Annotated in this window: 28 protein-coding genes; 7 read left to right on the top strand and 21 right to left on the bottom strand. The window is 34.1% G+C overall.

Annotated elements, in window-relative coordinates; genetic code table 11:
- Positions 1–40: 40 nt before the first annotated feature.
- From CELAL_RS22585 to trhO, 6 genes are all read right to left on the bottom strand, one after another.
- Positions 41–169 (bottom strand): four helix bundle protein, encoded by a 129-nt coding sequence (locus CELAL_RS22585; RefSeq protein ID WP_316928354.1) that lies wholly within the window; start codon positions 167–169, stop codon positions 41–43.
- A gap of 39 nt (positions 170–208) precedes the next feature.
- Positions 209–910 (bottom strand): CoA transferase subunit A, encoded by a 702-nt coding sequence (locus tag CELAL_RS07515; protein WP_013550304.1) that lies wholly within the window; start codon positions 908–910, stop codon positions 209–211.
- A gap of 104 nt (positions 911–1,014) precedes the next feature.
- On the bottom strand, positions 1,015–3,363 hold the full coding sequence (locus CELAL_RS07520; RefSeq protein ID WP_013550305.1) for a penicillin-binding protein 1A: 2,349 nt from the start codon (positions 3,361–3,363) through the stop codon (positions 1,015–1,017).
- An 8-nt stretch (positions 3,364–3,371) separates the two neighbouring features.
- A complete protein-coding gene (locus tag CELAL_RS07525; RefSeq protein ID WP_013550306.1) occupies positions 3,372–3,860 on the bottom strand; it encodes a gliding motility lipoprotein GldH in 489 nt (162 codons plus the stop codon).
- A complete protein-coding gene (locus tag CELAL_RS07530; protein ID WP_013550307.1) occupies positions 3,847–5,250 on the bottom strand; it encodes a PSP1 domain-containing protein in 1,404 nt (467 codons plus the stop codon). Before CELAL_RS07530 ends, CELAL_RS07525 begins: the two co-directional genes overlap by 14 nt.
- A 225-nt stretch (positions 5,251–5,475) precedes the next feature.
- Entirely contained in the window at positions 5,476–6,507 is a 1,032-nt protein-coding gene (gene trhO, locus CELAL_RS07535) for an oxygen-dependent tRNA uridine(34) hydroxylase TrhO (protein WP_013550308.1), read from the bottom strand.
- 351 nt (positions 6,508–6,858) lie between these two features.
- Here trhO and recA point away from each other — a divergent pair, with 351 nt between their 5' ends.
- The 4 genes from recA to CELAL_RS07555 all read left to right on the top strand — a co-directional run bounded on the left by recA (position 6,859) and on the right by CELAL_RS07555 (position 10,513).
- Positions 6,859–7,866: a recombinase RecA gene (gene recA / locus CELAL_RS07540; RefSeq protein WP_041557613.1), complete on the top strand. Its 1,008-nt coding sequence runs from the start codon at positions 6,859–6,861 to the stop codon at positions 7,864–7,866.
- An 88-nt stretch (positions 7,867–7,954) separates the two neighbouring features.
- The gene (locus CELAL_RS07545) at positions 7,955–8,377 is read left to right on the top strand and encodes a hypothetical protein (protein ID WP_013550310.1); all 423 of its coding nucleotides are present in this window, start codon (positions 7,955–7,957) and stop codon (positions 8,375–8,377) included.
- A gap of 34 nt (positions 8,378–8,411) precedes the next feature.
- Positions 8,412–8,948 carry an RNA polymerase sigma factor gene (locus CELAL_RS07550; RefSeq protein ID WP_013550311.1) on the top strand — a complete coding sequence of 179 codons (537 nt, stop codon included), beginning with the start codon at positions 8,412–8,414 and terminating at the stop codon, positions 8,946–8,948.
- 47 nt (positions 8,949–8,995) lie between these two features.
- Positions 8,996–10,513, top strand: a complete 1,518-nt coding sequence (locus CELAL_RS07555; protein WP_013550312.1) for a porin family protein — start codon at positions 8,996–8,998, stop codon at positions 10,511–10,513.
- Here the strand turns inward: CELAL_RS07555 and CELAL_RS07560 are convergent.
- Positions 10,510–11,394 (bottom strand): ExbD/TolR family protein, encoded by an 885-nt coding sequence (locus CELAL_RS07560; RefSeq protein ID WP_013550313.1) that lies wholly within the window; start codon positions 11,392–11,394, stop codon positions 10,510–10,512. The two genes, CELAL_RS07555 and CELAL_RS07560, sit on opposite strands and share 4 nt — an antisense overlap.
- A gap of 1 nt (position 11,395) precedes the next feature.
- Complete coding sequence (locus CELAL_RS07565; protein ID WP_013550314.1) at positions 11,396–12,142, bottom strand: lysophospholipid acyltransferase family protein; 747 nt, start codon at positions 12,140–12,142, stop codon at positions 11,396–11,398.
- 71 nt (positions 12,143–12,213) lie between these two features.
- Between CELAL_RS07565 and trpS the strand changes: the two genes are divergently transcribed.
- A complete protein-coding gene (trpS, locus tag CELAL_RS07570) occupies positions 12,214–13,182 on the top strand; it encodes a tryptophan--tRNA ligase (protein ID WP_013550315.1) in 969 nt (322 codons plus the stop codon).
- A 546-nt stretch (positions 13,183–13,728) separates the two neighbouring features.
- Here the strand turns inward: trpS and CELAL_RS07575 are convergent.
- From CELAL_RS07575 to dprA, 3 genes are all read right to left on the bottom strand, one after another.
- A complete protein-coding gene (locus CELAL_RS07575; RefSeq protein WP_041558015.1) occupies positions 13,729–14,055 on the bottom strand; it encodes a DMT family transporter in 327 nt (108 codons plus the stop codon).
- A 69-nt stretch (positions 14,056–14,124) separates the two neighbouring features.
- Entirely contained in the window at positions 14,125–14,688 is a 564-nt protein-coding gene (locus CELAL_RS07580) for a Crp/Fnr family transcriptional regulator (protein WP_013550317.1), read from the bottom strand.
- A gap of 40 nt (positions 14,689–14,728) precedes the next feature.
- Positions 14,729–15,832: a DNA-processing protein DprA gene (gene dprA, locus CELAL_RS07585; RefSeq protein WP_013550318.1), complete on the bottom strand. Its 1,104-nt coding sequence runs from the start codon at positions 15,830–15,832 to the stop codon at positions 14,729–14,731.
- A gap of 104 nt (positions 15,833–15,936) precedes the next feature.
- Between dprA and CELAL_RS07590 the strand changes: the two genes are divergently transcribed.
- Both CELAL_RS07590 and CELAL_RS07595 read left to right on the top strand, forming a co-directional pair.
- Positions 15,937–16,887 carry an HU domain-containing protein gene (locus CELAL_RS07590; RefSeq protein ID WP_013550319.1) on the top strand — a complete coding sequence of 317 codons (951 nt, stop codon included), beginning with the start codon at positions 15,937–15,939 and terminating at the stop codon, positions 16,885–16,887.
- A 58-nt stretch (positions 16,888–16,945) separates the two neighbouring features.
- Positions 16,946–17,473 carry an acyl-CoA thioesterase gene (locus CELAL_RS07595; protein WP_013550320.1) on the top strand — a complete coding sequence of 176 codons (528 nt, stop codon included), beginning with the start codon at positions 16,946–16,948 and terminating at the stop codon, positions 17,471–17,473.
- 45 nt (positions 17,474–17,518) lie between these two features.
- On the opposite strand, the gene CELAL_RS07600 is transcribed toward CELAL_RS07595, so the two are convergent.
- The 10 genes from CELAL_RS07600 to CELAL_RS07645 all read right to left on the bottom strand — a co-directional run bounded on the left by CELAL_RS07600 (position 17,519) and on the right by CELAL_RS07645 (position 26,152).
- The gene (locus CELAL_RS07600) at positions 17,519–18,751 is read right to left on the bottom strand and encodes a murein hydrolase activator EnvC family protein (RefSeq protein WP_013550321.1); all 1,233 of its coding nucleotides are present in this window, start codon (positions 18,749–18,751) and stop codon (positions 17,519–17,521) included.
- Position 18,752: 1 nt separating this feature from the next.
- Positions 18,753–19,526 (bottom strand): DUF4292 domain-containing protein, encoded by a 774-nt coding sequence (locus CELAL_RS07605; protein ID WP_013550322.1) that lies wholly within the window; start codon positions 19,524–19,526, stop codon positions 18,753–18,755.
- 3 nt (positions 19,527–19,529) lie between these two features.
- Positions 19,530–20,477, bottom strand: coding sequence for a tetratricopeptide repeat protein (locus CELAL_RS07610; RefSeq protein WP_013550323.1), 948 nt, complete (start codon positions 20,475–20,477; stop codon positions 19,530–19,532).
- Positions 20,478–20,540: 63 nt separating this feature from the next.
- Positions 20,541–21,557, bottom strand: coding sequence for a sugar phosphate nucleotidyltransferase (locus tag CELAL_RS07615; RefSeq protein WP_013550324.1), 1,017 nt, complete (start codon positions 21,555–21,557; stop codon positions 20,541–20,543).
- 110 nt (positions 21,558–21,667) lie between these two features.
- Positions 21,668–22,102: a dUTP diphosphatase gene (gene dut, locus CELAL_RS07620; protein ID WP_013550325.1), complete on the bottom strand. Its 435-nt coding sequence runs from the start codon at positions 22,100–22,102 to the stop codon at positions 21,668–21,670.
- A 34-nt stretch (positions 22,103–22,136) separates the two neighbouring features.
- Entirely contained in the window at positions 22,137–23,603 is a 1,467-nt protein-coding gene (locus CELAL_RS07625) for a lipopolysaccharide biosynthesis protein (protein WP_013550326.1), read from the bottom strand.
- Between the two features lie 50 nt (positions 23,604–23,653).
- Positions 23,654–24,172 carry a hypothetical protein gene (locus tag CELAL_RS07630; protein WP_013550327.1) on the bottom strand — a complete coding sequence of 173 codons (519 nt, stop codon included), beginning with the start codon at positions 24,170–24,172 and terminating at the stop codon, positions 23,654–23,656.
- Positions 24,173–24,269: 97 nt separating this feature from the next.
- Positions 24,270–24,824, bottom strand: coding sequence for a hypothetical protein (locus CELAL_RS07635; protein WP_013550328.1), 555 nt, complete (start codon positions 24,822–24,824; stop codon positions 24,270–24,272).
- Positions 24,821–25,312, bottom strand: a complete 492-nt coding sequence (locus CELAL_RS07640) for an RNA polymerase sigma factor (RefSeq protein WP_013550329.1) — start codon at positions 25,310–25,312, stop codon at positions 24,821–24,823. Before CELAL_RS07640 ends, CELAL_RS07635 begins: the two co-directional genes overlap by 4 nt.
- Before the next feature lie 6 nt (positions 25,313–25,318).
- Positions 25,319–26,152 carry an alpha/beta fold hydrolase gene (locus CELAL_RS07645; RefSeq protein ID WP_013550330.1) on the bottom strand — a complete coding sequence of 278 codons (834 nt, stop codon included), beginning with the start codon at positions 26,150–26,152 and terminating at the stop codon, positions 25,319–25,321.
- Positions 26,153–26,620: the final 468 nt, after the last annotated feature.

The raw sequence follows: 26,620 nt of genomic DNA on the forward strand, positions 1-26,620 counted from the left end.
ATAAGTCTAACCAATACTTGAGTTCATCAGCTTCTTTCGCCTAAATTTTAAACTTGTCAATAAAATCTCTTTTACTTTCTGTGTTTGAAGCCTCTCTAATATTTGTACTTATTGATGTTTCACTTCTAAAAATCTGAGAAACCATTTCAAATTGATTATTGGTTCTTATTCTTTCAGAAAATGAAACTACTTCAAGGGATAATTCAAATTAATTCTTTTTCCTTACCGTACGTTGTTCAATTCTCTTTTCATAATTTTTCCCTTGGAATATGCGTTGTACGAATATGCCTGGGACGTGAATTTCATTGGGGTTTAATTCCCCTGCTGGAACAAGCTCTTCTACCTCAGCTACCGTAATTTTTGCAGCGCCGCACATTACAGGATTAAAATTACGAGCAGTTCCTTTAAAAATTAAATTCCCAGCTTCGTCTCCTTTCCATGCTTTTACAAAAGAAAAATCTGCTTTATATGCCTCTTCCAACACATACATCTTTCCGTTAAATTCTCGGGTTTCTTTTCCTTCCGCAACTTCGGTACCATAACCTGCAGGAGTGTAAAAAGCAGGGAAACCAGATTGTGCTGCTCTACATTTCTCGGCCAATGTTCCTTGTGGTGTTAATTCTACATCTAGTTCACCACTTAGCATCTGCCTTTCAAATTCATCATTCTCACCTACGTAAGAGGAGATCATTTTTTTTACTTGATGTTTTTGCAATAGTAAGCCTAAGCCAAAATCATCTACACCAGCATTATTAGAAATGCAGGTTATATCTTTTACTTCTAAAGACACCAATTCTGCTATAGCATTTTCGGGTATTCCGCATAGTCCGAAGCCGCCTAGCATAAACGTCATTTTATCTTCAACACCTTTTAAAGCTTCATGAACATTAGAAACAGTTTTCTTAATCATTATAATATAAATTGAGTTGCCTCTAAATTACTATTTTTTAAATGAAAAATGCCCTTAACTTTTCAGGAAAAAGTTAAGGGCATTTTAAGATTTTGTATTTTAGATTAAAAATCTAAATCATCTAAATCATCTTCTTCAGGACTCGTATCGTCCTTTTTATCTTCTTGAAACTTAGAACAGTCTAGTTCTATAGACATACCAGCGGGTCTTTTGAAATTACCATCTGAAATATCTAATTCTTTATTTGCATAATTTTTAACCATGTACAGCCCCCAAATAGGAAGTGCCATAGTGGCTCCTTGCCCATAAGCTGTTCTATTAAAGTGGGTAGCCCGTTCTTCACCACCAACCCAAACGCCAGTGACTAAATTAGGTACCATTCCCATAAACCAACCATCACTATTTTTTTGAGTAGTACCTGTTTTACCTGCAATAGGATTTGTTAAGTTGTAAGGGTAGCCTGTAACCACTTCTTTATAAACAGCATTATTTTTGGCATAGCTGTGTCTTAATCTTCCTCCAGAACCAGATTGTACAACCCCTTGCATTAGATCTACCATAGCATAGGCTACATCTTTGCTCATGACATCCCTTGTTTCGGGTACATATTCATAAAGAACAGTTCCGTTTTTATCTTCAATTCTAGTAACTAGTACCGGTTTTACATATACACCTTCATTTGCAAAAGTCCCAAAAGCACCTACCATTTCATAGACATTAACGTCTGCGGTACCTAAGGCAATAGAGGGTACTTCAAGTATATCTCTAGTAATTCCCATATTTTTAGCCATGGCCACTACAGGTTTTGGTCCTACTTTATCCATTAATTGCGCAGTTACTGTATTTACAGATCCTGCCAAAGCCGTTTTAAGACTCATGTTTTTTAAGCTATACTTGCCATCAGAGTTTTTAGGACACCATGCTTCTTGATTTCCATGTTTACCGGCTTCAATACAGTATTCATCATCGTATAATGTTTCACAAGGAGATAGACGTAATTGGTCAATTGCTGCAGCGTATACAAATGGCTTAAACGTAGAACCTGCTTGGCGGGCTCCTTGAATTACATTATCATATTGAAAATGCTTATAATTTAAACCACCAACCCATGCTTTTACATGTCCGGTTTGTGGTTCCATAGACATCATTGCAGTTCTTAAAAATGATTTATAATAGCGAATGGAATCTAAAGGAGTCATAATAGTGTCCTTTTCATTACCAACACTATTCCAATCAAAAACAACCATAGGTGTAGGTTCTTTGAAAGATGCTCTGATCTCTTTTTCAGATTTCCCGTTACTTTTCATTTTTCTCCAACGGTCAGAAACTTTCATACCGCGTTCCATAATACTGTTAATCTGACTTGTGTTTATGTCTAGAAAAGGGGCAGTTTTATTCCTTTCAGGAGTATTTTGATTGAAAAATTCTGCTTGTAAATTTTTCATATGCTCTTGTACTGCATCTTCTGCATTCCTCTGCATTCTAGAGTCAATGGTAGTATAAACCTTTAATCCGTCTAAATAAATATTCCATTTATCTCTTTCTCCTTTTAATGCTGGTTTCGGGTTTTTAGAAATCCATTGATTTAAAAAACTCTGCAAGTGCATTCTAAAATAGGTGGCCAAACCATCACTATGCGACTCAGGAGAATAGCGTAATGCTAAGGGTAGTTTTTGTAATGAATCCTTTAGTTTTTCAGGAATAAACTCATATTTTGCCATTTGAGCCAAAACAACATCACGTCTGTTTTTGGTTCCTTCAGGATTTCTTTTAGGTCTAGGATTGTATAAAGAGGAGTTTTTAAACATACCTACTAACATAGCAGATTCTGATACGTTTAACTCTTTAGGTTCTTTACTGAAATAGATTTTTGCAGCAGAACGTATTCCATCCGCATTGTTACCAAAATCATAGATATTAAAGTACATGGCTATAATTTCTTCCTTAGTGTATTGACGCTCTAAACGGGTGGCAATAACCCATTCTTTAATTTTTTGAGTGTAACGTTTCCATCCACGAGATGCTGTACCTGTGAACAACTGTTTTGCCAACTGTTGAGAAATGGTACTTGCACCCCCTTTGGAACCTAAATACGCAAAAGCACGAATGGTTCCACGTGCATCAACTCCAGAGTGCTCAAAATAACGCGCATCTTCTGTAGCTACTAATGCATTCACTAGGTTTTTTGGTAACTCTTCAAAAGGTATTGGAGTACGGTTATCGTCTATATAATATTTACCTAATGTTTCTCCATCAGAAGAAATAATTTCTGTTGCTAAATTCGTTTGTGGGTTTTCTAAACGTTCAAAGGTAGGAAGCTCTCCAAACCAGTTCCACGAAGCTGCTAGGAAAATTAAAACTACAGCTAGAAGTCCTGTAATGAAAAGGATCCAAAACCATTTTATGAATTTGAAAAAATTGTTCTTTTGTTTTTTTTTGGGAGCCGCTGCCATTCCTTTAATTAATTGTGTTTTTCAATTTGATACCCGACATCTGTAATGCCTTCTAAGTCTATAATTCCTTCTACTCGTCCACTCTTTCGCATGGCATGAGAAATTTTTAAATTATATACGCCTTCTAATGGTAAAGTGATGTTTTCTTTATACCAAAGTTTACTTTCTTTTATACTTCCAGAACCTTTGCCTAACCAATTACCATCTGGTAAAGTCATTTCATATTCTAAAGTGTCCTTTACCGAAGCACCATCAGGATATTGTAACTCTGCAATCAAAAAAATATTACTAAATGCGTATTTTTCATCATTTCGCAGGTTAATGAAAATATCATACTGTTGCGTTGAATCTAACGCTGCAATTTGAAATTCTAGTATATTATCTTTATCCCAACTACCATCTGGAGTTGTTTTGTACTCAGATTTTACGATACTAGAATCACAAGAAACAAAAAGTACAATTGATAAAAAACAAAACAAATACTTAGCCATTGTCATTGTCAGTAGGTCTTTTTTTATTGTTAGTTCTTCGCTTATTGTTGTTTCTTTTTTGAGCGGTACCCTCTGGATTTGGTGGATTCTGATTTATTTGCGCGCTAGGTTTACCCTCGGTATCTGCAGTTTTTGCAGGTCTTGGTTTCCTAGGCTTATTTCTACTTGGTTTTGCCTTTTGGTTAGGGTTATTTGCGGGGCTATTTTGCTTAGCCTCTGGAGTTGCAGCTGTACCCGCGTTTTGCTGTGGTTTTTTGTTTGGACTCCTTTTCTTATTCCGATTGTTTTTAGGTTGTTTCGGTTTATCAAATCGTGTTAAACTGTCTTGACCTACAACATTTTCGAAAACTTTTTCTTGCTCTTTTTCTTCAGATTCCTCAATGGCATATTCCTCAAGACTAGAAACCTTTTCGTTGCGTTTATTTTTCTCAAGCATTTCATTTACATGCTCTTTTGATAAGGCATGCCAATTTGCCCAATCATCTTTATAACAGAACCAAAGTGTAGCTTTAAAAATATCTACTTTCTGACATAAGGCCACCCCTTTTTCTGTGATAATTTTGGTGTCTGAAGCAGGAAAATCTTTTAATGCGTCTAAATAAATATCTAGCTCGTAATTTAAACAACACTTAAGTTTTCCGCATTGTCCTGCTAGTTTTTGCGGATTTAAAGATAGTTGTTGGTAGCGTGCAGCAGAGGTACTAACAGATCTAAAATCTGTAAGCCAAGTAGAACAACACAATTCACGGCCACAAGAACCAATACCCCCTAAGCGCTGTGCTTCTTGGCGGTATCCTATTTGGCGCATTTCAATTCGTATTCCAAAAGATTTCGCCATATCTTTTATCAACTGGCGAAAATCTACCCGTTCTTCTGCCGTATAATAGAAGGTAGCTTTAGAACCATCTCCTTGAAATTCTACATCAGAAAGTTTCATTTGAAGATTTAAAGCAATGGCTAATTCTCGGGATCGTTTTTGAATTTCTGCTTCGCGATCTCTACATTTTTGCCAAATATCTATATCCTTTTGAGAGGCTTTACGGTATACTTTTGGTAATTCTTTGTTGGTATGGTCTTCATTCTTCTTTTTCATTTGAACTTTTACAAGTTCTCCTGTCAAGGTAACCATACCAATATCATGGCCAGATTGCGCTTGTGTAGCGACAATATCACCAATGGAAAGGGATAAATTTTCTGAATTTCTAAAAAATTCTTTTCTGCTATTTTTAAATCGGACCTCTATGCAATCAAATGGTTTTTCTCCATTTGGTAGTGACATATTTGAGAGCCAATCAAAAACTGTAAGTTTATTACAACCATCAGTTCCGCAAGTTCCGTTATTCTTACAGCCTTTTGGTTGTCCGTCTTTACCAGTTGAACAACTGCTACAACCCATATTTTTTATATTGGTTTCTTGAAGACCAGTAGTCTGCAAGAAAAAAGATTCATACTAAAATTTAATAACTGTAAAGATAGTGATTTTTCGATGTGACGAAAATTTTAAAAAAAGAGACTGATAATATATTTTGAGTAGGAGGCCAATTTAAAATAAAAAACCTCAGCATATTGATGATGAGGTTTTTAAGTGTTAGTACTTGTAGTACTAAAGTAATCTTTACTCTTATTTTTTATATTTTAATACTTCAGACCGGCCTTTTTTGAATATTTTATTACTTACTGTTTTGCCTTTACGTAGCGCTTTTTGCTCTTCAAAAGGTAATTCATGGATGTCTTTACATTCTGTAGAACAACATTGATTCATCGTCGTTGCGCATGCTTCACATTGTATGAATAATAAATGGCAAGCTTCATTAGCACAATTTACATGATTATCACAAGATTTGCCACATTGGTGGCAATTTGCAATGACATCATCTGTGATACGCTCACCTCTTCTATGGTCAAAAACAAAGTTTTTCCCCATAAATTTATTCTCTAACTTTTTGTCTTGAACTTGCCGCGTGTATTCAATAATTCCGCCTTCTAATTGATACACTTGTTTAAAGCCTTTGTGTTTGTAATAGGCGCTGGCTTTTTCACAGCGGATTCCACCAGTACAATACATCACTAGTTTTTTATCTTCTTTGTGATCCTTTAAATCGTTTTCAATAATATCTAAAGAATCTCTGAACGTATCTACATCAGGGGTAATGGCATTTTTAAAATGGCCAATCTCACTTTCATAATGGTTACGCATATCTACCAAAACGGTATCCGGATCTTCAATTAGTTCATTAAACTTTTCAGCATCAACATGAATTCCTTTTTTGGTAACGTCAAATAAATTGTCGTCAAGACCATCGGCAACAATTTTATCGCGCACCTTAACTTTTAATTTCAAAAAAGATTTGTTGTCTTGCTCAATAGCTACATTAAGTCTAACATTTTCTAAAAAACTAATGCTATCTAAATGTGTTTTAAAGGCTTCAAAATTTTCTGCTGGAACAGATAATTGGGCATTTATGCCTTCGAAAGCAATATAAATTCTACCTAAAACATCTAATTCATTCCAAGTAATGAACAGGTGATTTCTGAAAAGTTCTGGATTTTTAATATGCGCATATTGATAGAAAGAGATTGTAAGTCGTTCTTTACCAGCTTCTTCGATAAGAGCTTCTCTTTCTTTTGCGCTCAACGTATTGTACAGTTGCATGCTATACTAATTTTTTGAGTTAAAGAATAATTTAAGAGTGCAAATTTAGTGGTTTTGATAAGTTTAACCAAAGTTTTAAGGGAAACATCTTGTAAATGATTCCCTTTTAAAAAAGAAATAAAAATTTAAAAAGGCCTTGAAAACTTTCAAGGCCTTCATTGATTACTAAACTTCTTCTTTTTCATAGAAATTTATTAGAAATGTAGTGATCATCACTGCCCATTACAATACTATAATAGTATATGCGAAAGCGTTCGTTACTTATAAGAGGTGTGATTTCTAAAAAGGTTGCTTCTCAAATTGTTATATGCGAAAAGAATTGGTAATTTAGCCTTCCTTAATACAAAAAAAATGAGTTCGGAAAAAGAAGCAAAATTAAAGGCATTAAAACTTACACTAGATAAACTTGACAAGACATACGGTAAAGGTGCTGTTATGAAAATGGGAGATAGTGTTGCTCAAGACGTTGAAGTAATTCCATCTGGATCTTTAGGATTAGATGTTGCTTTAGGTGTTGGAGGCTATCCTAGAGGAAGAGTTATTGAAATATACGGACCAGAATCATCAGGTAAAACAACCTTAACATTACACGCTATAGCGGAAGCTCAAAAAAATGGTGGTATTGCAGCATTTATTGATGCAGAGCATGCTTTTGACCGTTTTTATGCAGCAAAATTAGGTGTAGATATTGATAATTTAATTATTTCACAACCAGATAACGGGGAGCAAGGTTTAGAAATTGCCGATAACTTAATTCGTTCTGGTGCTATTGATATTGTTGTAATAGATTCTGTTGCAGCATTAACACCGAAAAGTGAAATTGAAGGTGAAATGGGAGATTCTAAAATGGGTCTTCATGCACGTTTAATGTCTCAAGCCTTACGTAAACTTACCGGTTCAATTAGTAAAACAAAATGTACCGTAATCTTTATTAACCAATTGCGTGAAAAAATTGGAGTAATGTTCGGTAACCCAGAAACAACAACAGGTGGTAATGCATTAAAATTTTATGCATCTGTACGTTTAGACATTAGAAGATCTACACAAATAAAAGATACCGATGGTAATGTTCAGGGTAACAAAACCAGAGTAAAAGTGGTGAAGAATAAAGTAGCACCACCATTCCGTCAAACAGAGTTTGATATCATGTATGGTGAAGGTATTTCTAAAGTCGGTGAGGTAATTGATTTAGGGGTAGAATATGAGATTATTAAGAAAAGCGGTTCTTGGTTTAGTTATGGGGATACCAAACTAGGACAAGGCCGTGATGCCGTTAAAAACTTACTATTAGATAACCCCGAGTTGCAAGAAGAACTCGATGCTAAAATTAGAGAAGCCATAAAAACTGTAAAAAGTTAAATTAAAAATCCCGATGTAAAAATCGGGATTTTCTTTTTTTAAACGCAACCATTGGCAATCTGTATCATCTTAATAAAAAAATTAAGTTATGAGGAACCTATTTGCCTTCTCCATGATGTTGCTAATAGTACTAAGTTTTACAGGATGTAGCTTAGAAGATACTGAAAATTTTCGTTTTGTAGCATTTCCGATAGAAAGTGTAGAGTTGCCAGAATCTTTTGAATTAAATGAAACTTATGAGATAAAAGTAAAATACCTGAGAGGATCAGATTGTGCTTTTTTTGAAGGTTTTGATATTGTAAATGAAGAAACTACGGTAAGAAATGTTGCTGCGATTGGCTCTATGTTAAGTGATTCTGATGATTGCAAAGAAGTTTTGGAAGAAGTAGAAACTTCGTTTAATTTTATTGTTTTATATCAGGACACCTATCTTTTTAAATTTTATACAGGTGAAGATGCTGAGGGTGAACCACTATATTTAGAAATAGAAGTGCCAGTGAACGCGTATTAATAGGATTATCAACCTTTAAACATACCACTTAATTTTGAGTCTAGAAGACCTCATAAACAACTGCAAAAAAGGCAATAGAAAAGCCCAAGAGCAATTATATCGGGATTACTCTCGAGTATTGTTTGGGGTTTGTCTTAAGTATTCTCGCAATAAAACGGAGGCAGAGGATAATTTGCATGATAGCTTTATGGTTATTTTTAAAAAAATAGACCAGTTTAAGTTTAAAGGTTCTTTTGAGGGGTGGATAAAACGGGTTACCGTTAATACTGTTTTGCAGAAATATAGGAAGGAGACTAACCTTAGTCTTGTTCATGATAATATTGAAGAAGAAATAGTCGTAGAATCAAACTATTCAGAGATTAGCTTAACTAGTTTACTACAATACATACAAGATTTGCCTAATAAATATAGGCTAACCTTTAATTTATATGTTTTAGACGGATATTCTCATGCAGAAATTAGTGAATTGCTGGGGACCTCTTTAGGTACCTCAAAATCTAATTTAGCGCGGGCTAGAATGATTTTAAAAGATAAAATAGAAGCAGATATAAAACGGGAAGTTATTTTATGACATTCTAGTTTAAGGATACTGCCAATTTGGAAGATAATACGTAGATAATGAGTAAAAAGAATTTAGATGAATTGTTTCGTGAACAGTTCAGAGATTTTGATGAAGTTCCAGACGAAAAAGTTTGGATGGCTATTGAAGAATCTTTAGACCAAAATAAATCGCGAAAAATAATTCCGATATGGTGGTGGCAATTAGGTGGCGTAGCTGCTGCATTGGTTATTTTGCTATTCCTTATAAACCCGTTTGCTAAGAATATAGAAGCAAACCCTTCTGTTACAGATGTGGAACATCCTGTTCAAGAACAGCCTAAGGGAATTATTGAAAAATCTAAAAACGAAAATGCAGCAGAATCCTCTCCTGCCCATGTACAGGAAGAATTTGATGCTAATGCACAAGAACAAAATAATTTTAACACAGCACCTTCTTATGTTGTTGATGAAATTGATAGCTCAAACAGTGCCGCTACCAAGGATAGTAGTGTAACAAATACAAAAAAAGCAATTTTTAATACGTCTAAAACTAAGCTTGCAGCAGCCAATAAACAAGGGAAAATAACAAATGCTACTACTAAACAGTCATCAGAATTAGTGTTAAATACTAGGAATGAATTAGAATCTGCTACTAAAAAATCAGCGGGGTTGGCTGATAATTCTATGCATCAGAATAAAAAACCACTTAAAGAGAATGATGGTTCCGGGAACGCATTAAAAAATAACGGAAACACAACGGAACTTGCTGTTAACGTAGAAGAAGATCAATTAGATAAAAAGGAAGCCAAGAAAAAATCAATCTTTGATGAAATAGAAGATGAGGAAGAACTTATTGCGGAAAACAATACAAATAAATGGTCGTTAAGTCCTAGTATTGCTCCGGTATACTTTAATGGTATGGGCGAAGGTTCTCCAATTCATTCTGCATTTGTTTCTAATACAAAAACAGGAAATGTAAACTTAAGTTACGGAATAGCCGTAGCCTATGAGGTTTCTAGAAAATTAAAAGTACGTACAGGAATCCACAAAGTAGATTATGGGTATAATACCAATCAAATTGAATTTAGTTCGTCTGTAAATGGAGCAGCAACGATACAAATTGCGAATATTGATTATAAACCAACCTCTAAAAATATTGTAGTTCAGAGTGAATTAAATCTTGATACTAAGGGAGCGGCTATTGCAAATGATGTAACGGCGAAGTCTGCTAGTTTAAATGGCGACTTATCGCAGCAGTTTGGGTATTTAGAAGTGCCGTTAGAGCTTAATTATGCGTTATTGGATAAACGTTTTGGAATTGATGTTATTGGCGGGGTAAGCTCGTTATTTTTGTTAAATAATGATGTGTTCTTAAACTCTGGTGATCAAACGACAGAAGTAGGGGAGGCAAATAATATTAATGCAATAAATTTTAGCACCAATTTTGGATTCGGATTTAACTATAAGCTCACGCAGAAACTTCTATTTAATGTAGAACCTGTTTTTAAATATCAATTAAATACGTTTTCAAATACTTCAGGCGATTTTCAGCCTTTCTCTCTTGGCGTATATAGTGGCGTGAGTTTTATATTCTAATGATTTTTAACTTCTGTTTCGATACTATTTAGTGGATACATGAGGTCTACTTTATCTTTATCACCAATTTTTAGTGCATCATAGCTTAGATCATAAATATCTAAGGCATATTCTTGTTTTAGTGCCACTATACTACGTACAACTGCTTGTTGTAATTTTATATAATCTCCATAAGTTGTGTTTTCACTGTAACTTATAAGTATAGTAGCATTTGAGGTGTTTTTTAACAGGTAAGCTTTCAGTAATTCGCTTAATTCATTTATTGAAACCACCGTGTCTGCATAGTAAATCTCATTGTGGCTATTTATTTCTATTTGAAATGCATTTTCACTGTAACTTATAGGGGGTAATAATTTGTCAGATCCATCAATGTTGGTGGTAGCTGATGTTGCCATGAATAGGAATAGATTTAATTTGATGTACTCTAATTCTAAATCTTTATCTGAAAAAATCTGCAGCATTATCTGGGCTATATCAGATGAGCTTTGTCTGTTTTTTTTTGAGATTAAGTCACTAACTTTTAGTTCAAAGGGTAGCGAATTTTCTTTTAGAATAGTATTACGGCAGTTCTTGTTTATTCTGTCAAAAGAGTTTGCGACTTTTTCCCATTCATCAGAAAAATTAAAAAAAAATTGGTTGGTGAGAAAGGTGTCCTTCGCCATTTGGTTAATAACCCTTCTATAACTAGACCCACTAAAATCTGCGATTACTTTTTCTTGAAGTAACTTATCTTCAAAATCTAAAATTAATTGCTTTAACGCAACTCCGTGATCAGGATAATTCCTGTAAATACATTCCATCAAGACATTTTCAGAAATTTTGTTTTGTCCGTGGATTACTATTCCAAATAGAATAAAAAAAATGAAAAATGTATTTCTCATTTTACTTACTGCCAGAGTTTGTAAGGTTATTTAGTATAATGGTTCTAATTTCTTCTCGAAGGCTGGCTTTATGGGCTTCATCTAGATTTTCAGTTTTGAAAAAATGGTGCACAGTAACCTTACTTATTCCCGGTTTTCCTTTAGTGATGGTAAAAGGCAAACGTGCTTTATTGTTGTAAAACGTCATAGGCACTACGGGAATTTTATGTGCTATCGCCATTTTAAAAGCACCATCTTTAAAACTATCTAGAACAATATGTTCGTCAGGAACTCCTCCCTCAGGGAAAATACAAATACTTAATCCTTGATTTAATCTTTTTTGGGCTCTTCGGTATACTGCCGTTCTACTTTTGCTATCTCCACGGTCTACCAGAATACAAACACGTTTATAAAAGAATCCAAACAAAGGAATCTTAACAAGTTCTTTTTTCCCAACAAATACAAAAGGATTAGGACTAGCCTTTAGCATCATCATAATGTCTAGCATGCTGGTATGGTTTGCAACAAGCATGTAACTTTTTCCTTTTACAAGTTTTTCTTCTCTTTTTATTACAGGTATGCAACACATTCCATAAAGAATAAAATTAGCCCAAATGTTTCGCGCTACCCAGAAAAACTGTGGATACCACTTTTCTGAAGCTGATAATACCACCAATATGGGTAAAAAGATAAGGATAGGTATTGCTACTAAAATGTAGAACCAAATTTGGTATAGTACACTTCCTGTTTTTTGCAAAATTGAAATCATAAATTCAAAAGTAACAATTTTACGAGGTTATACTATTTGTTTTATCTTTGCATGATAATTTTTTATAGGAAATGGCTCGAATTTTAACAGGAATACAAAGTACAGGAACCCCACATTTAGGAAATATTTTAGGCGCAATCATGCCAGCAATAGAGATGGCGAATGACCCTAAGAACGAATCTTTTCTATTTATAGCAGATATGCATTCTCTTACCCAAATTAAAAATGGAGAGGAATTAAGGTATAACACTTATGCAGTTGCTGCAACCTGGCTGGCTTTTGGTTTAGATATATCTAAAACAGTGTTTTACAAACAAAGCGCTATTCCGCAAACAGCAGAACTTTCATGGTATTTAAGTTGTTTCTTCCCATACCAACGTTTAACCTTGGCGCACTCATTTAAAGATAAAGCAGATCGTTTAGAAGATGTAAATGCAGGTTTGTTTTCATATCCTATGCTTATGGCAGCAGATATTTTATTGTATGATGCAAATATTGTTCCCGTAGGGAAAGACCAATTGCAACATATAGAAATGACACGTGATGTGGCGTCTCGTTTTCATGCCCAAATGGGAGAAACTTTTGTATTGCCAGAAGGTAAAATCCAAGAAGAAACGAAGTATGTTCCAGGGACTGACGGTGACAAAATGAGTAAGAGTAAAGGTAATTTAATAAGCCTTTTTCAGTCTGATAAAAAATTACGTAAGCAAATCATGGGGATCCAAACGGATAGTACACCTATGGAAGATCCAAAAAATCCTGATACGGATAATGTATTTGCATTGTATAAAATACTAGCAAGTGAAGATCAAATTGCGGAAATGCGTACGAATTATCTCAATGGAAATTATGGATATGGTCATGCAAAACAAGCACTGTATGAAGTAATTTTAGCTAAATTTGGAGACGCTCGTGAGAAGTTTGAATATTATATGACTCACACTGAAGAGATTGATAAAGCTTTAGAAATTGGGGCAGAAAAAGCGCGTAAAATTGCGAATGAAGTATTAGGCCGTGTTAGAGAAAAGGTAGGATATTAATACATATTACTCTTTTTCCTCAAAATATAAAAACCGACTAGCTAGTCGGTTTTTTGGTTTTCAATACGTACTACCTTTTAGAATAGGTTAGTTTTTAGCATGTATTTTAACGATGAACAGCATTATTTACTACTCTTAGATAAAACTGTCTTCATAAAACAAACTGACCAGTCTGTAGTATGTGTTCAAATGGGTATCGTTTTCATGCCTATTGCGGACTAATCAATAAAGTTGTGAGCCAAATTTTAATGCTCTCCTTACTTGCTTAGCATCTTTTACGACTACAAATTTAAAACCATGATAATAAGCTACAATAGCAGGATAACTGATGGGATGCTTTGCTAATTCAGTCTAAAATAGTGCGGTTAACCTACAACTACATCTAAAGCGTAATGAATGTTTAGGATAATTCATCGGTTTTAATTTTATCATGGGTAATAGTTATTCTTCGGTCTGTTTAAATTCTTTTAAAATACAGGCACTAAGGAGCAAGTTTGTATGTTTTACTAATGCAGAAACTGTTTTAAGACTGGACCTGTAATAATTTTATTTAGCAACAGCCTTTAATCCAATTACCGAAATGATAAGAGTGGTAATAAAGAACATTCTCCAAAAAGTGGCAGGTTCTTTAAATACTAAGACTCCAATCAATACAGTTCCCACTGCCCCAATTCCAGTCCATACAGCATATGCTGTGCCAATAGGTAAACTGCGTATGGCGTAGATTAACAGTAGAAAGCTCGTTGTGGAGCAAAGTAAAAACCCAAAATACCACCAATACATTTCTGTTCCTGTAGTTTCTTTTGTTTTTCCTAAACAATAAGCAAAAGCTACTTCAAATAGTCCTGCTATTATTAATATAATCCAATTCATCGTATTTAATTTTTTTGCAAAATTCGATAGAATCATTGGCTTATTACTTTACATATGATAAAAAAGTATTTATTTTAAAGTAGCTCTAATTCTACTTAAACTAACTTGGGTAATTCCTAAATAAGAAGCTATATGGTTTAAGGGTACTCTTTTAATCAAATCTGGCTCATTGCTAATTAACTCTAGGTAGCGTTCTGTAGCTGTTCTCAATTGTCTTGATATAAGGCGCTCTTCTGTTTTGATAAGTTCTTGTTCTGCCAGTATTCTTCCCCAATTTGCAATAGCAATGTCTTTTTTGAATAATAGTTTTAGGGTGTGACTATCTGCACTGTAGACAGTGCTTGGTTCTAAAAGCTCAATATTTTCATAGCCTCTTTTATTTTCTACGTAGCTTTTCATAGAAAGGATGGGGTTTCCTTCTTTTCCGAACCAAAAGGTAATATCGCCTGTTTCAAATTCTGAATATCCCCGCACAATTCCTTTTTTCATAAAATAAAGTTTAGGCTCTATTTTTTGAGCTTTGATTAAAATATGAGATTTAGGATATGTCTCTTCTTCAAAAATAGCCATTAATTGCTTTTTAGAAGGGTTTGTCAACGGGTATATTTGGTCTAGTATTTCTTCTAGGCTCATGGCGGTATTTCTACTATTTATTTCTGTTGATGATTCGTAATTAGAGCGCTTCAAACAGCTTACCAGGTAAAGGCCTGATGACGCCTTTCATTTCCATATTCAATAGGCTAGAAGACGCTTTAAAAATAGGGATGTTGCAGGTTAATGCGATGAGGTCTAATCCTTGCTTGCCTTCTTTTAATAAATAACTGTGTATGGCTTGCTCTGTATCATCCAAATCTACAAATAATTGCTTTTGAACCGTTTTTGTTTTTTTTGCATTTAATTCCCAACCTAAGTTATAAATTAAGTCGGCAGCAGAGGTAAGCATTTGCGCTTTTTGTTGTTTGATTAGTGTATTGCAACCAGAACTGTATTTATCACCGGCACGACCAGGCACGGCAAAAACATCACGATTATAACTGTGTGCAATATCTGCGGTGACCAAACTTCCTCCTTTTTCGGCAGATTCTATAACGATAGTAGCCTCACTCATGCCGGCGACGATTCGGTTTCTTTTTAAGAAATTTTCTCGCTCCGGATTGCTTGTAGACCAAAACTCTGTGTAGAAGCCTCCATTTTTCTCTACATCTTGAACATATTTTGCATGCACTTTTGGATATATTTGATTTAAACCATGGGCCAAACAGCCAATAGTTTGCAAGCCATGTTTTATAGCAGCTCTTTGGATACAAATATCTACGCCGTATGCAAAGCCACTTACAATAATAGGATTTAGAGGAGCCAAATCTTCTATTAGTTTTTCACAAAATGCAGTCCCATAACTAGTAATATTTCGCGTACCAACCACACCAATTATTTTTCTATTCTCTAAGTTAATATTTCCTTTTTCGAAAAGAAGAATAGGGCTGTCAATACAATGTTTTAGATAATTTGGATAATTCTGCTCTTGAAAGTAAATAGGTTTAATATTTTCTTTCTTGATAAAAGCGTATTCGGCTTCAGCAGTTTCTTGATGTATTTTGTCGTTTAAGTGCCTGATTGTGTGCGTGCCAATACCATCTATTTTTAATAAGTTTTGATTTTTCTCTTCAAAAACAGCATTAGGATTGCCGCAATGCGAAATCAATTTTTTCGCGGTTACATCACCAATATTAGGAATTCGCTGTAATTTTAATAATGAAATTAGCTCACTATCAGTCATTTATAATGTGTGTTTATAGCTTTACAAGGTACATCAATTAAAATGTTAATAAAAAGTAATGTTAAGGGTTTTCTACCGCCAGATTTTTTACAATCTTTGCCACGATGAGATTAGAACACCATATTGAGGAATTACTTTACAGGTACAATTGCGTTATAGTACCTGAGTTTGGAGCATTTTTAAGTCAGACTAAGTCTGCATTTATTGATAAAGATACCCATACTTTTTACCCACCATCAAAGTTTATTTCGTTTAATGAACAGCTTACGTCTAACGATGGTTTGTTAGTTTCATATGTTGCGGATTCAGAAAAAGCAACTTATGAAAGTATGCTAACAGAAGTAGCTACTATTGGTAAAAACTGGAAGGTTCAATTGCAGAGAGGCGAAAGACTTTTCTTAGGAAATATAGGTAAGCTTTGGTTGAATAAAGAAAGTAAAATTCAATTTGAACCTTTTGAAAAAGTAAATTTCCTGACCACCTCATTTGGATTATCATCATGTGTTTCTGGAAAAATTACGAGAGAAGTTCTTAAGCAAGAGGTTGAAAAACTTGAAGAAGAAATTCCGTTTATCATTACTCCAGAACAAAGAGCAAAGCATTCTTTTAGGCCTTATTTAAAATATGCAGCAATTGTATTTTTTAGTATTTCATTAGGTGTGTCTGGATTGCGAGTTTATAAAGAAAATAAAAATATAGATTTGCTAGTGCAACAAGATGCACAGAAGCAGGTATCTAAAAGAATAGAAGAAGCTACTTTTTTTGACACTTCTCCTTTAGAGTTACCTGTGGTAAATTTACATGCATCTCTTACGCCTTCTATTACTTCTGCAAAATATCATATTATAGCCGGAGCATTTAAAGTAAAAGAAAATGCAGATAAAAAAATTGAACAGTTAAAAGTTAAAGGCTATAACGCAAATTATATTGGCGTAAATAAATTTGGTTTTCATGTAGTAGCTTTTGATAGTTTTTCTGAAGCCAATGATGCTATAAACTATTTAAGAAAGATAAAGAAAACCGAATCTAGCGATGCTTGGTTGTTTCAAGAATAATTTTTTTTTCAGTTTTTAGGATAATTTAAAGAACGTATCTTCGCGCCAAAATAAAGATATGACGCCAAAGACTCCTCGTGAATCTAGAACAATAATGACTGATATGGTTTTGCCTAGCGAAACAAATCCTTTGAATAATTTATTTGGAGGTGAATTGTTGGCTAGAATGGATCGTGCGGCAAGTATTGCTGCAAGACGTCATAGCCGACGAATTACAGTAACAGCATCTGTTAATCATGTAGCTTTTAATCAATCGGTACCTGTGGGTAGTGTTGTGACGGTAGAAGCAGCTGTTTCAAGAGCTTTTAGAACCTCTATGGAGGTTTATATAGATGTTTGGATGGAAGATAGGTTTACTGGTGCTAGGTCTAAAGCAAATGATGCTATTTATACCTTCGTAGCTGTAGATGATGCAGGCAAACCAACAGAAGTACCACAATTAGCTCCTGAAACAGATTTAGAAAAAGAGCGTTTTGCAGCAGCATTGCGAAGAAAGCAACTAAGTTTGGTATTGGCAGGTAAAATGAAACCCCATGATGCTACGGAACTCAAAGCATTATTTTTAGCAGACGAGTCTCCTAAATAATATAAAAAAAAACCTCACTTGCTGAGGTTTTTTTATGCCATATTTTTAAAGCTTATAGATCCATTCTTCGGGATTAAGTCGTGAAGTATCTTGGTATAAATAAAATTTTAATAAGGTTTGGTTGTTGCCAGAATTGGTAAACACTTCACCCAATTCTGCTTTCGCTTTTATCTTATCTCCCTTTTTAACATACACAGAGGATAGGTTGTAATAGGTGCTGATGTAGTTACCATGCTTTAGCTGTACTCCTTTATTACCTCCAGGAACACTAATTACCGCAATAACTTCGCCTTCAAATACAGCTCTTGCTTTAGCGCCTTGATCCGTAGCAATAATTACCCCATTATTCTGATGCTTTATGCCAGGATAAACGGCATCATTATACACTCCAAAGCCAATACTTTTTATTCCTTTTTCTACAGGCCAAATAAGTTTCCCTTTGTTAGATGAAAAATTATTAGCAACAATTTTGGCTTCTGGGGTTAAAACAAATTTATCAGATTTAGTGGTGACGCCTACTTTTTTATTAGAACTTACAATAGCACTTTTAATTAAACTTTCTATTTGTTGGTCTATTTTACGAGCTTCTTTTTCTTTCTTTTTAATCGTTGCAGTATACTTACTTTCATTTTTTCGAATTGTACTCAGAAGATCATTTTGTGTATTCTTCTCTTTTTCCAATTCTTTTTTAGCCGTAGTATTTTCTGCGATTAAACGATCTTTTGTTTTCCGCTGTTCTGTGAGTTCTAAATTTAAGGAATTTAGTTCTTCTGTTTTAAAAACGATTTGCTCTCCTTGTTCTTTTCTATATTTGGTATATTGCTTCATATACTGAAGCCTTTTAAAGCCCTGGAAGAAACTTTCTGACGAAAGTAAGAACATAAGCCTACTTTGTTTTGATTTGTTCTGATAGGACTTCTGAATCATCAATGCGTAGTCTTCTTTAAGCGTTGTTAGTTCGTTTTTTAGTTTAGATATATTTCTGATGTTCGCGTTTAATTGACGATTTAATAAATTAGATTGTTCGTTGGTAACACGTATCAATTGTTGGCGAACAGATATTTTCTTATCCAAAGCATTCATTTGATCCAAAACAGTGCCTTTCTCCTTCTTTTCTGCATAGAGAAGACGGTTTATTTCGCGTATTTCTTTTTGAAGTCTCTCTCGTTTGGCTTCTAGGTTTTTCTGCTCTGTGGTTTGTGAGAAACCAGCTTGCAGCCCAAAAAATAAGAGCGTTATAAAAACAAAGAAATGGCGATATGTTTTGCTTGCAACCATATTAATCTAAAGTAATCTCTTTAAAACCGTTTGGTATATCATAAGGGAACTTTAAATCACGATCAAACTCAATGTTTTTATATTCAATTTCAATTAAACTTTCATTGCCATCCATTGCAGCGGAAATAGCAATTTCATTGGGAATTATTTTTTTATCAATCTCCTGATAATTTGTATAATTTATTTGCAACAAACGTCCTTTTTCTGGTTGAGAGAGTTGCTCCTTACTGATTCTAAAATATTTTGGTTCTATTTGAAACAGAATTTTAAATAAGTCTTGTGCTTTTTTTGGCTGGAGCTGATAGTTTTCATTAGCAATAGAAGTTTCGTATTTATCTACGCGTAAATCTTGAATAGCTTGGCCTAATAACAAACTTTGTACCTTCTCAAAATCTAAATCTGTGCCTAATAATTTACTTAGATACGAGAAATCTCCATCAAAATAGGTGTTGTCTAAACGATTATAGAATGATACTCTTTCGGGGGTTATGTATGCTTTAACAATACCAAGTGTAGCGCTAATCCAAATGGCTTTGTCTTTTTCCATTCGAAGACTAACACTAAAACCTTGTGATGCGTGTTGGTCTTCGTAATCAATTTTCATTTTCCCTGCGATTGTTTTAAAGTCCAGGGCATTTGCATAATGTGCTTTAATAATAGATTTGGCGTTTAAACTTTCATTAATGGCACCGCCCGTCACTACTTTTTTAGCCTTACAAGAGACCACAGCAACTATTAGAAAACTATAGATTATTTTTTTTATCACGCTTATCATATTTTAAAATCCAGGTTTAATTTTTCTGAGATACATATTCGCTTTTGCCGGATTATGAACTCCATTATAGGCAACAGATAGCTCTTTATTTATTTTGTTAGATAAGCTTATATCATCAAGCATATAATCTAAAGCTTCTTCTAATACGGCGATGGCATCTTTGTATTTATTTTTGTTATTTAAAGCTAGCCCTCTTGCATAATAGAAGTAGGGTTGTGCAGGATAATTTTCTAAAGCTTCTTTTGAGATAGCATCAAGGATTATATAATTCTTATTTTTAATTAAATTAGAGATATAATTTCTATAGTGTTCTATAGAGCTGTTTTCTGCAGTCCTCGGCGCTGTAGTAACCGATGTACTATAGCTGTATGTTTCGCTATTTTCTTCTTGAATCTTTAAGCCTGTCTTAATTTTTGAATACAAGTTTTTAGTAAAAGCTGAAGTTTTAAGATCATTCAAGATGCTAGTTGCACTGGTGTAATTCTGCATTTGATAGAAGACTAAGGCTAAATTTTGTTTTAGTGTTAGGTTTTCAAATGGAATTTGAGAAGCTACCGTTGCAATTCCGTTATGCTTTAAATTTAGGATAATCACTAGATTATTTAAGTACCAATAGTTCTCTGGATCACTATTTACCGCATTTACGGCATATTGTTGGGCTAAATCTAGTTGTTTTGTTTCGCAATAAACTCGAGCCAGTTCGTGATCTATTGCTTTTGCATTCGGATCAATATTTTTACAATCTAAAAATAGATTGATGGCTTTATCATAATTTTCAATGCCTTTTTGTTTTAAACCTTCAAAGAATTTTTCTTGAAAATCATCTGAGTATTCTTCTAGATATACTGCGGCATTTTCTTCTTCACTGTCTATTGGTTTTTGTGCAATACTTGGGCTAGAGATCATAAAAATCCCCACGATACTATAAGCGAGCAAAAACGTTCTTTTCATATGTTTCAAAACTTAGCCTTCCGTGTTCAAGAGAAGGCTAGTAGTTGTTTATTTAAAACGTGATTATTCTAAAATAGAATAATCACCAATACTTATCGATTCAAAATTACCGTTAAATACTACATGATTTCCAATCATAGCATTATCTAAGTTAGCATTTGAAATTTTAGTATGGCTCTGTATTAAGCTATTCTTAACAGTTGAGTTTTCTATAACAGTGTTATTCCCAATAGAAACAAATGGTCCAACAGTAGCATCTTTTAAGATTACGTTTTCACCAATAAAGCAGGGCTCAATGATGTTTGCGTTTTCTAATTTAGCAGATTTGGCTATTAATGGTTCCCCATCTTTTTCTAAAAAACCTAACATGCGTTGGTTGGTCTCTATGGTTACAGCTTTGTTTCCACAATCCATCCATTCTGTTACGGCACCTGTTTTAAAAACTTTACCATTGGCCATCATACGTTTAATACCATCATTAATCTGGTATTCTCCGCCGTTAATGATATTATGATCTAAAACATATTGCAATTCTTTTTTAAGAACGGCTACATCCTTGAAATAATAGATACCAATTACCGCTTGATCACTTACAAATGTTTCTGGCTTTTCAACTAATTCTACAATTTCATTTTTGTCGTTTAAGTTAACCACACCATACGCAGATGGGTTTTCAACTCTTTTCGTCCAAATAACACTGTCTGCATCTTTATCTAAATCAAAATCTGCACGAATTAAGGTGTCTGCATAGGCAATAACTGCAGGACCGCTTAAAGAGGGTTCTGCACACATAATAGCATGGCCTGTTCCTTTTGGATCTAATTGGCGGTAAATACTAGGTTTTGCACCTAACTCTATAGCTAGTGCTTTTAAGCTTTCTACAACCTCATCACCAAAAAATGCCGGATCGCCTAAAATAAAAGCTATCTCCTCTATTTCTTCATTTAATACACTAGCAATATCTGTAACTAGTCTATGTACAATAGGTTTTCCTGCAACCGGAATTAATGGTTTTGGAACGGTTAAACTATGTGGTCTTAATCGTGATCCACGACCAGCCATGGGAACAATAATTTTCATTTTTTTAATATATCAACTAAGTTAATGATTGTGTTTTATACTATGGAGTAATTATAGTACCATAAAATTCAACGTCTTTTTTATAATTTTGTTACACGAATAAGGATTATTTATTTCACACCCGTACTACCAAAACCACCTTCACCTCTTTTTGTTTCAGATAATTGATCTACAAGTTTCCATGCTGCACGCTCATGCTTGGCAATGACTAACTGCGCAATACGTTCCCCATTTTCTACGGTAAAAGGTTCGTTGGAAAGGTTTACTAGAATCACACCAATTTCTCCTCTATAATCCGCATCAATAGTTCCAGGTGCGTTTAATACCGTCACTCCTTTTTTCGCTGCCAAACCACTTCGGGGTCTCACTTGAGCTTCAAAACCAACAGGTAACTCTATAAAAAGTCCTGTTTTAATGATTGCACGATCAAGTGGTGCCAAGGTGATGGCTTCTGTTAAATGAGCACGAAGATCCATTCCTGCAGATGCCCCAGTTTCATAATGTGGCAACTCGTGATTAGATGTGTTAATTATTTGTATTTCCATTCAATGATATATTGTAGTGAGCTAACTGTTTTTATTATTTTTTATTGGAGATTATTTGTCTGATTTTTTCATTTTCAAGCTTATAAACTAATCCAAGAAAAATAAGCAATAGAATAATTCCAATAATTAGATTGCGGTCAAAGATATAAAATGATATGATAGACAAAAGAATAGACAGTCCAAGATAAAATCCAATTTTACGCATATTATACGGAATTGGATAGTGTTTTTTTCCAATCCAATATGACAATACCATCATGGTACCATATGCCATTACGGTTGCAATTGCCGATGCCATGTATCCCCAATACGGAATAGCAATGAAGTTTATGAGTAGGGTGATGATAGCACCTATTACGGATATAAAAGCACCATAGCGTGTTTTGTCTGTGACTTTATACCAAACCGATAAATTGTGATAAATACCTAAAAAGAAACTCGCTAAAATTAATAAAGGCACAACGGGCATAGCTTCCCAGTAGGCCTCATTTTGCACGATGAGTTCTTTCAATACGTCTGCAAATACGATTACGCCAAGTAGTATTATACTTCCTAAGATCACAAAATAATTGGTGATTTGAGCATATGCTTTTTGTGGATTTTCAGAATTTGAATGACTAAAGAAGAAGGGTTCTATTCCTAATCTAAAACCTGTAGCAAACAAGGTCATGAATACGGCTAATTTATAACATGCAGAATACTTGCCGACTTCTGATTTGGCTATGTTTTCTGGCAGTAATTTTTCTAATAAAATACGATCAAAAACTTCATTAACGGTGAATGCAATTCCGGCAATTAGTATGGGCCAGGCATATTTCATCATTTTTTGCCAAAGTACTTTATCAAAAATATAGTTGTTTTTAAAGTAGAGCTCTAACATTACCACTAGCGTAAAGGCACTAGCAATTAAGTTTGATATGAAAATGTACGAAATCTGATAGTCTGGTTTATACATCCATGCAATAGTACTAGACGGATTCTGTTCTACGATTTCTGGAAGGTAGATGAGAAAGAAAACATTCAGCCCTAAATTCATAGCAACATTCACAATTTTTATGAGGGCGTAGCGCATCGATTTTTCTGTGGCGCGTAACCATGAAAAAGGGATGATTACCAAAGCATCTAATGCTAAAATGTAAATGGCATATTTGATGTAGGTTACATCAATAGTACTCCAAACGGCTAAATAGTTTTTTAGAATAAAAGCAACTACAAAAAAGAGGGTGGTAGACGCAAGAATTGAAATCAGTGAGGTGGAAATCACTTTATTTTTATCTTCAGCCTTGTAGAAAAATCGAAAAAAAGAGGTTTCCATTCCGTAAGCCAGAAATACATTGAAAATTGCGATATAAGAAAAAATAATAGCTATTTCGCCATATAATGCAGTGTCGGGCATCACGGCGGTATATATGGGAACCAAGATAAACGAAAGCATTCTGGGTAGCACTGTTGCTAGTCCGTATACAAAGGTCTGTTTAAAAAGTTTTTTAAATGGATTCAACCGTTGAAAATTAGGCGTTAAAAGTAGGTATTTTAACGTTCTCTACAAAGTTAGTTCCTTGGTTTGCTTGAATATATTAAAGGCTTCTTTTCTTTAATTCCAGAAATCTTGGTGTATTTAACTTTTTTTCCATCTTCTTCGATATAAGAAAGCACGGCTTCATCATCTTTTAATTCGTATGGAAAATTAATTGCTGCTTCTTTTTTTGGACTAGGTGGTTGGTTTCCAACTTCTTTTCTTGGGTCAAGATGCATAATAATATCTGGCATGGGTGTTTTTTCCGTCTTTATTTTAGCTATTATAAAACGCTGACCTTCAATAATTGCTTTTTTTACAGTCGTAATTTTATTCCTGAAATATAGTTGTTGAAAGGATATATTCTCATCCATTATTTGTGTTATTGGTAAAATCACTTCTAATCCAGTGCCACTTTCTTCTTTACCACCAATCCATTTTTGACTCGTTGGTCCTTCAATAATAAATGGAGGCTCTGGTTGCATTTTTTTTTGTGAAGCACAACTACTAAGTCCAAGTAATGCAATGAAATAGAGGTATACTAAGTTTTTCATTTGTAACAGTTTAAATTATCTTACTACACGAATATATTCAAAAGTGATGCCAATTAAACAAGGAACTTAAATTTTCATTATTAATTTCTACTAAGTATTAGCGTTTCAATTCCTTAATGACATCGAGTTCATTAGTTATCTTCTTATATATAAATGTGCTTAATGCAATGATTATAATAGGAAATGAAATAATAATATAAAGAAAAAATCCAGAAGATAAATTTTCTTTAAAAGAAGGTAACAAGAGTACAAAACCTAAGATGTATATTAGGAGCAATACCGGAGTCCATATAAAATGTATTTTTTTACGCTGCTGATAATACATGGCCACCTTATTCTTGTAAAGACTAGCCGTTGTATCAATTTCTAAAATGCTTAGTTTTTTTGTGCTTATCACCTCTATTACTATTCTTACGACTAATGCAGTGATCATTAAAACTAGTCCAAATGCTGTGATGCTGTGATTGTATGCTGCTATATACATAAAGAATGTGATAAGGATAACTATAGTAACCGCTAATACTGCATTCGTTATTTTTTGTTTTTTCTTAATGGAATTCACTTTTTTTATGATGGCTTTATACCCATCCTTTGGGGTAGCTTTTTTTTCTTGTTGTGCCCATTGTGCTTTTAATTCTTCAAATGATGTCATTGTCGTACACATTTAGTTAATTCATTTTTGATTCTGTGAATTCGGATACGGATTGCTTCGTGACTTATGCCCATGATGTTTGCAATTTCCTTTTGTGGGATTCCTTCCAATTCTAGTAATATGATGCTCTTATTGTCTTTGGTGAGTAGGTCTATGCACCGATAGAGTGCTTTAAAGTTTTTCTCGGTGCTTTGCGATTCGTTTTCTGGGTTTGTTATTTCAACTGTGCGCATCACTTTTGAAAACGGGATACTTCTTTTTTTTCTCAAACTTATAAGGCACGTATTTACCGTTATTCTATAGATCCATGTAGAAATTGTAGCCTCCTTCCTAAAGGAGGGAAGGTGTTCCCAAACTTTTATAAATACTTCTTGAGCATAATCACTAGCGGTCATATGATCGCCTGAGGCATAACCAAGGCACATTCTATATACTCTAGGGTGGTTTTCTTGGTAAATAGCTTTAAAATGGGCTTCTAAATGCTTCATATGTGATTATAATGCCAATCTTATTTCTCTTACTAACCATTTAGGTTGGTCAAACATAATAAAATGGGCTGACTTACCTGCGAATTTTAGGGTATAGTCCTCTAGGTTTTTATACTGCTCTTGATATGTTTTTCTTGCCGTTTCTTCGCCATAGGGTTGTGTAGCTGCTAAAATAGTTATAGGAGTTTTTATTGTGGTAACAGCATCTCTTAAGTCTAGCTTTAATAAATCCGTGTAGCCATTCACATAAGTATTTCTGTCTGCTTGCAACATCCAATCTACAATTTGCTGTATTTTATCTGCATTTACTGTCATTCCTTGAGCCATTTGTAAAGCCATTGCAGAAAATTCTTGACTGTTCATTTTCAATAGTTGAGCGTTATATGGATTGTCGTAGCTAATAAATTCACTTTTAAAGTTGGGCATCATTAACGCTCCTGTAGATGTCAAGGCGTCGATTAAAATTATGTTTGAAAACTGTTCTTTTTCTGTAGCCATCCAAAGTGCTAAGCTGCCACCAAGACTATGGCCAATTGCTGTGGGTTTTTTTAATTTATTAGCTATAATATATTCAGATACGCCATTTTTTATTTCTGCTAACCATGGAGTTTCTATAGCTGGTACATCTCCAAATCCTGCGAAGGTAAACACGTGGCATTCGTAATTTTTAGATAAGTCTTGAACTACATCGTTCCAAACCGCTCCTGTACAAGTAAAGCCTGGAAACAACAAGATTGGATTTCCTTTTCCAACTACGTTTACTTTAAATGGATATTCTTGCGCCTTTAGCGTTAGACTTATATTCAGAGCTAAAAGGGCAACTAGTAATTTTAAATTCATCTTGAGAGTTTTAGTTATTTACCCTTTAGATTCATTTGTTTAAAAATGTTACATCACTTTTTAATATTTATTTTTGCACATAAAAAAACCCCGCTAAAAGCGAGGTTTTCTATACGTGTTTGTTCGTTGTAATAGACGATTTTGTAATGTTGTCTAATTTGCTAAAGCTTCCGCATTATTTAAATTTGACTTCACTGTCATTCCGTCTAATTTGCTAAAGCTTCCGCATTATTTAAATTTGACTTCACTATCGTTCCGTCTAATTTGCTAAAGCTTCTGCATTATTTAAATTTGACTTCACTATCGTTCCGTCTAATTTGCTAAAGCTTCTGCATTATTTAAATTTGACTTCACTATCGTTCCGTCTAATTTGCTAAAGCTTCCGCATTATTTAAATTTGACTTCACTAGCGTTCGGTCTAATTTGCTAAAGCTTCTGCATTATTTAAATTTGACTTCACTAGCGTTC

It is taken from the genome of Cellulophaga algicola DSM 14237 (assembly GCF_000186265.1).
Lineage (GTDB): Bacteria > Bacteroidota > Bacteroidia > Flavobacteriales > Flavobacteriaceae > Cellulophaga > Cellulophaga algicola.

Excerpts from the sequence above, each read along its gene's own strand:
- CELAL_RS07545 (WP_013550310.1), top strand. The coding sequence starts at position 7,955 with ATGAGGAACCTATTTGCCTTCTCCATGATGTTGCTAATAGTACTAAGT.
- CELAL_RS07525 (WP_013550306.1), bottom strand. The coding sequence starts at position 3,860 with ATGACAATGGCTAAGTATTTGTTTTGTTTTTTATCAATTGTACTTTTT.
- CELAL_RS07520 (WP_013550305.1), bottom strand. The coding sequence starts at position 3,363 with ATGGCAGCGGCTCCCAAAAAAAAACAAAAGAACAATTTTTTCAAATTC.
- CELAL_RS07555 (WP_013550312.1), top strand. The coding sequence starts at position 8,996 with ATGAGTAAAAAGAATTTAGATGAATTGTTTCGTGAACAGTTCAGAGAT.
- dut (WP_013550325.1), bottom strand. The coding sequence starts at position 22,102 with ATGGAAATACAAATAATTAACACATCTAATCACGAGTTGCCACATTAT.
- CELAL_RS07640 (WP_013550329.1), bottom strand. The coding sequence starts at position 25,312 with ATGAAGCATTTAGAAGCCCATTTTAAAGCTATTTACCAAGAAAACCAC.
- recA (WP_041557613.1), top strand. The coding sequence starts at position 6,859 with ATGAGTTCGGAAAAAGAAGCAAAATTAAAGGCATTAAAACTTACACTA.
- CELAL_RS07560 (WP_013550313.1), bottom strand. The coding sequence starts at position 11,394 with ATGAGAAATACATTTTTCATTTTTTTTATTCTATTTGGAATAGTAATC.
- CELAL_RS07530 (WP_013550307.1), bottom strand. The coding sequence starts at position 5,250 with ATGGGTTGTAGCAGTTGTTCAACTGGTAAAGACGGACAACCAAAAGGC.
- trhO (WP_013550308.1), bottom strand. The coding sequence starts at position 6,507 with ATGCAACTGTACAATACGTTGAGCGCAAAAGAAAGAGAAGCTCTTATC.
- CELAL_RS07630 (WP_013550327.1), bottom strand. The coding sequence starts at position 24,172 with ATGAAAAACTTAGTATACCTCTATTTCATTGCATTACTTGGACTTAGT.
- CELAL_RS07600 (WP_013550321.1), bottom strand. The coding sequence starts at position 18,751 with ATGGTTGCAAGCAAAACATATCGCCATTTCTTTGTTTTTATAACGCTC.
- trpS (WP_013550315.1), top strand. The coding sequence starts at position 12,214 with ATGGCTCGAATTTTAACAGGAATACAAAGTACAGGAACCCCACATTTA.
- CELAL_RS07645 (WP_013550330.1), bottom strand. The coding sequence starts at position 26,152 with ATGAATTTAAAATTACTAGTTGCCCTTTTAGCTCTGAATATAAGTCTA.
- CELAL_RS07595 (WP_013550320.1), top strand. The coding sequence starts at position 16,946 with ATGACGCCAAAGACTCCTCGTGAATCTAGAACAATAATGACTGATATG.
- CELAL_RS07580 (WP_013550317.1), bottom strand. The coding sequence starts at position 14,688 with ATGAGCCTAGAAGAAATACTAGACCAAATATACCCGTTGACAAACCCT.
- CELAL_RS07610 (WP_013550323.1), bottom strand. The coding sequence starts at position 20,477 with ATGAAAAGAACGTTTTTGCTCGCTTATAGTATCGTGGGGATTTTTATG.
- CELAL_RS07565 (WP_013550314.1), bottom strand. The coding sequence starts at position 12,142 with ATGATTTCAATTTTGCAAAAAACAGGAAGTGTACTATACCAAATTTGG.
- CELAL_RS07590 (WP_013550319.1), top strand. The coding sequence starts at position 15,937 with ATGAGATTAGAACACCATATTGAGGAATTACTTTACAGGTACAATTGC.
- CELAL_RS07615 (WP_013550324.1), bottom strand. The coding sequence starts at position 21,557 with ATGAAAATTATTGTTCCCATGGCTGGTCGTGGATCACGATTAAGACCA.
- CELAL_RS07575 (WP_041558015.1), bottom strand. The coding sequence starts at position 14,055 with ATGAATTGGATTATATTAATAATAGCAGGACTATTTGAAGTAGCTTTT.
- CELAL_RS07515 (WP_013550304.1), bottom strand. The coding sequence starts at position 910 with ATGATTAAGAAAACTGTTTCTAATGTTCATGAAGCTTTAAAAGGTGTT.
- dprA (WP_013550318.1), bottom strand. The coding sequence starts at position 15,832 with ATGACTGATAGTGAGCTAATTTCATTATTAAAATTACAGCGAATTCCT.
- CELAL_RS07635 (WP_013550328.1), bottom strand. The coding sequence starts at position 24,824 with ATGACATCATTTGAAGAATTAAAAGCACAATGGGCACAACAAGAAAAA.
- CELAL_RS07605 (WP_013550322.1), bottom strand. The coding sequence starts at position 19,526 with ATGATAAGCGTGATAAAAAAAATAATCTATAGTTTTCTAATAGTTGCT.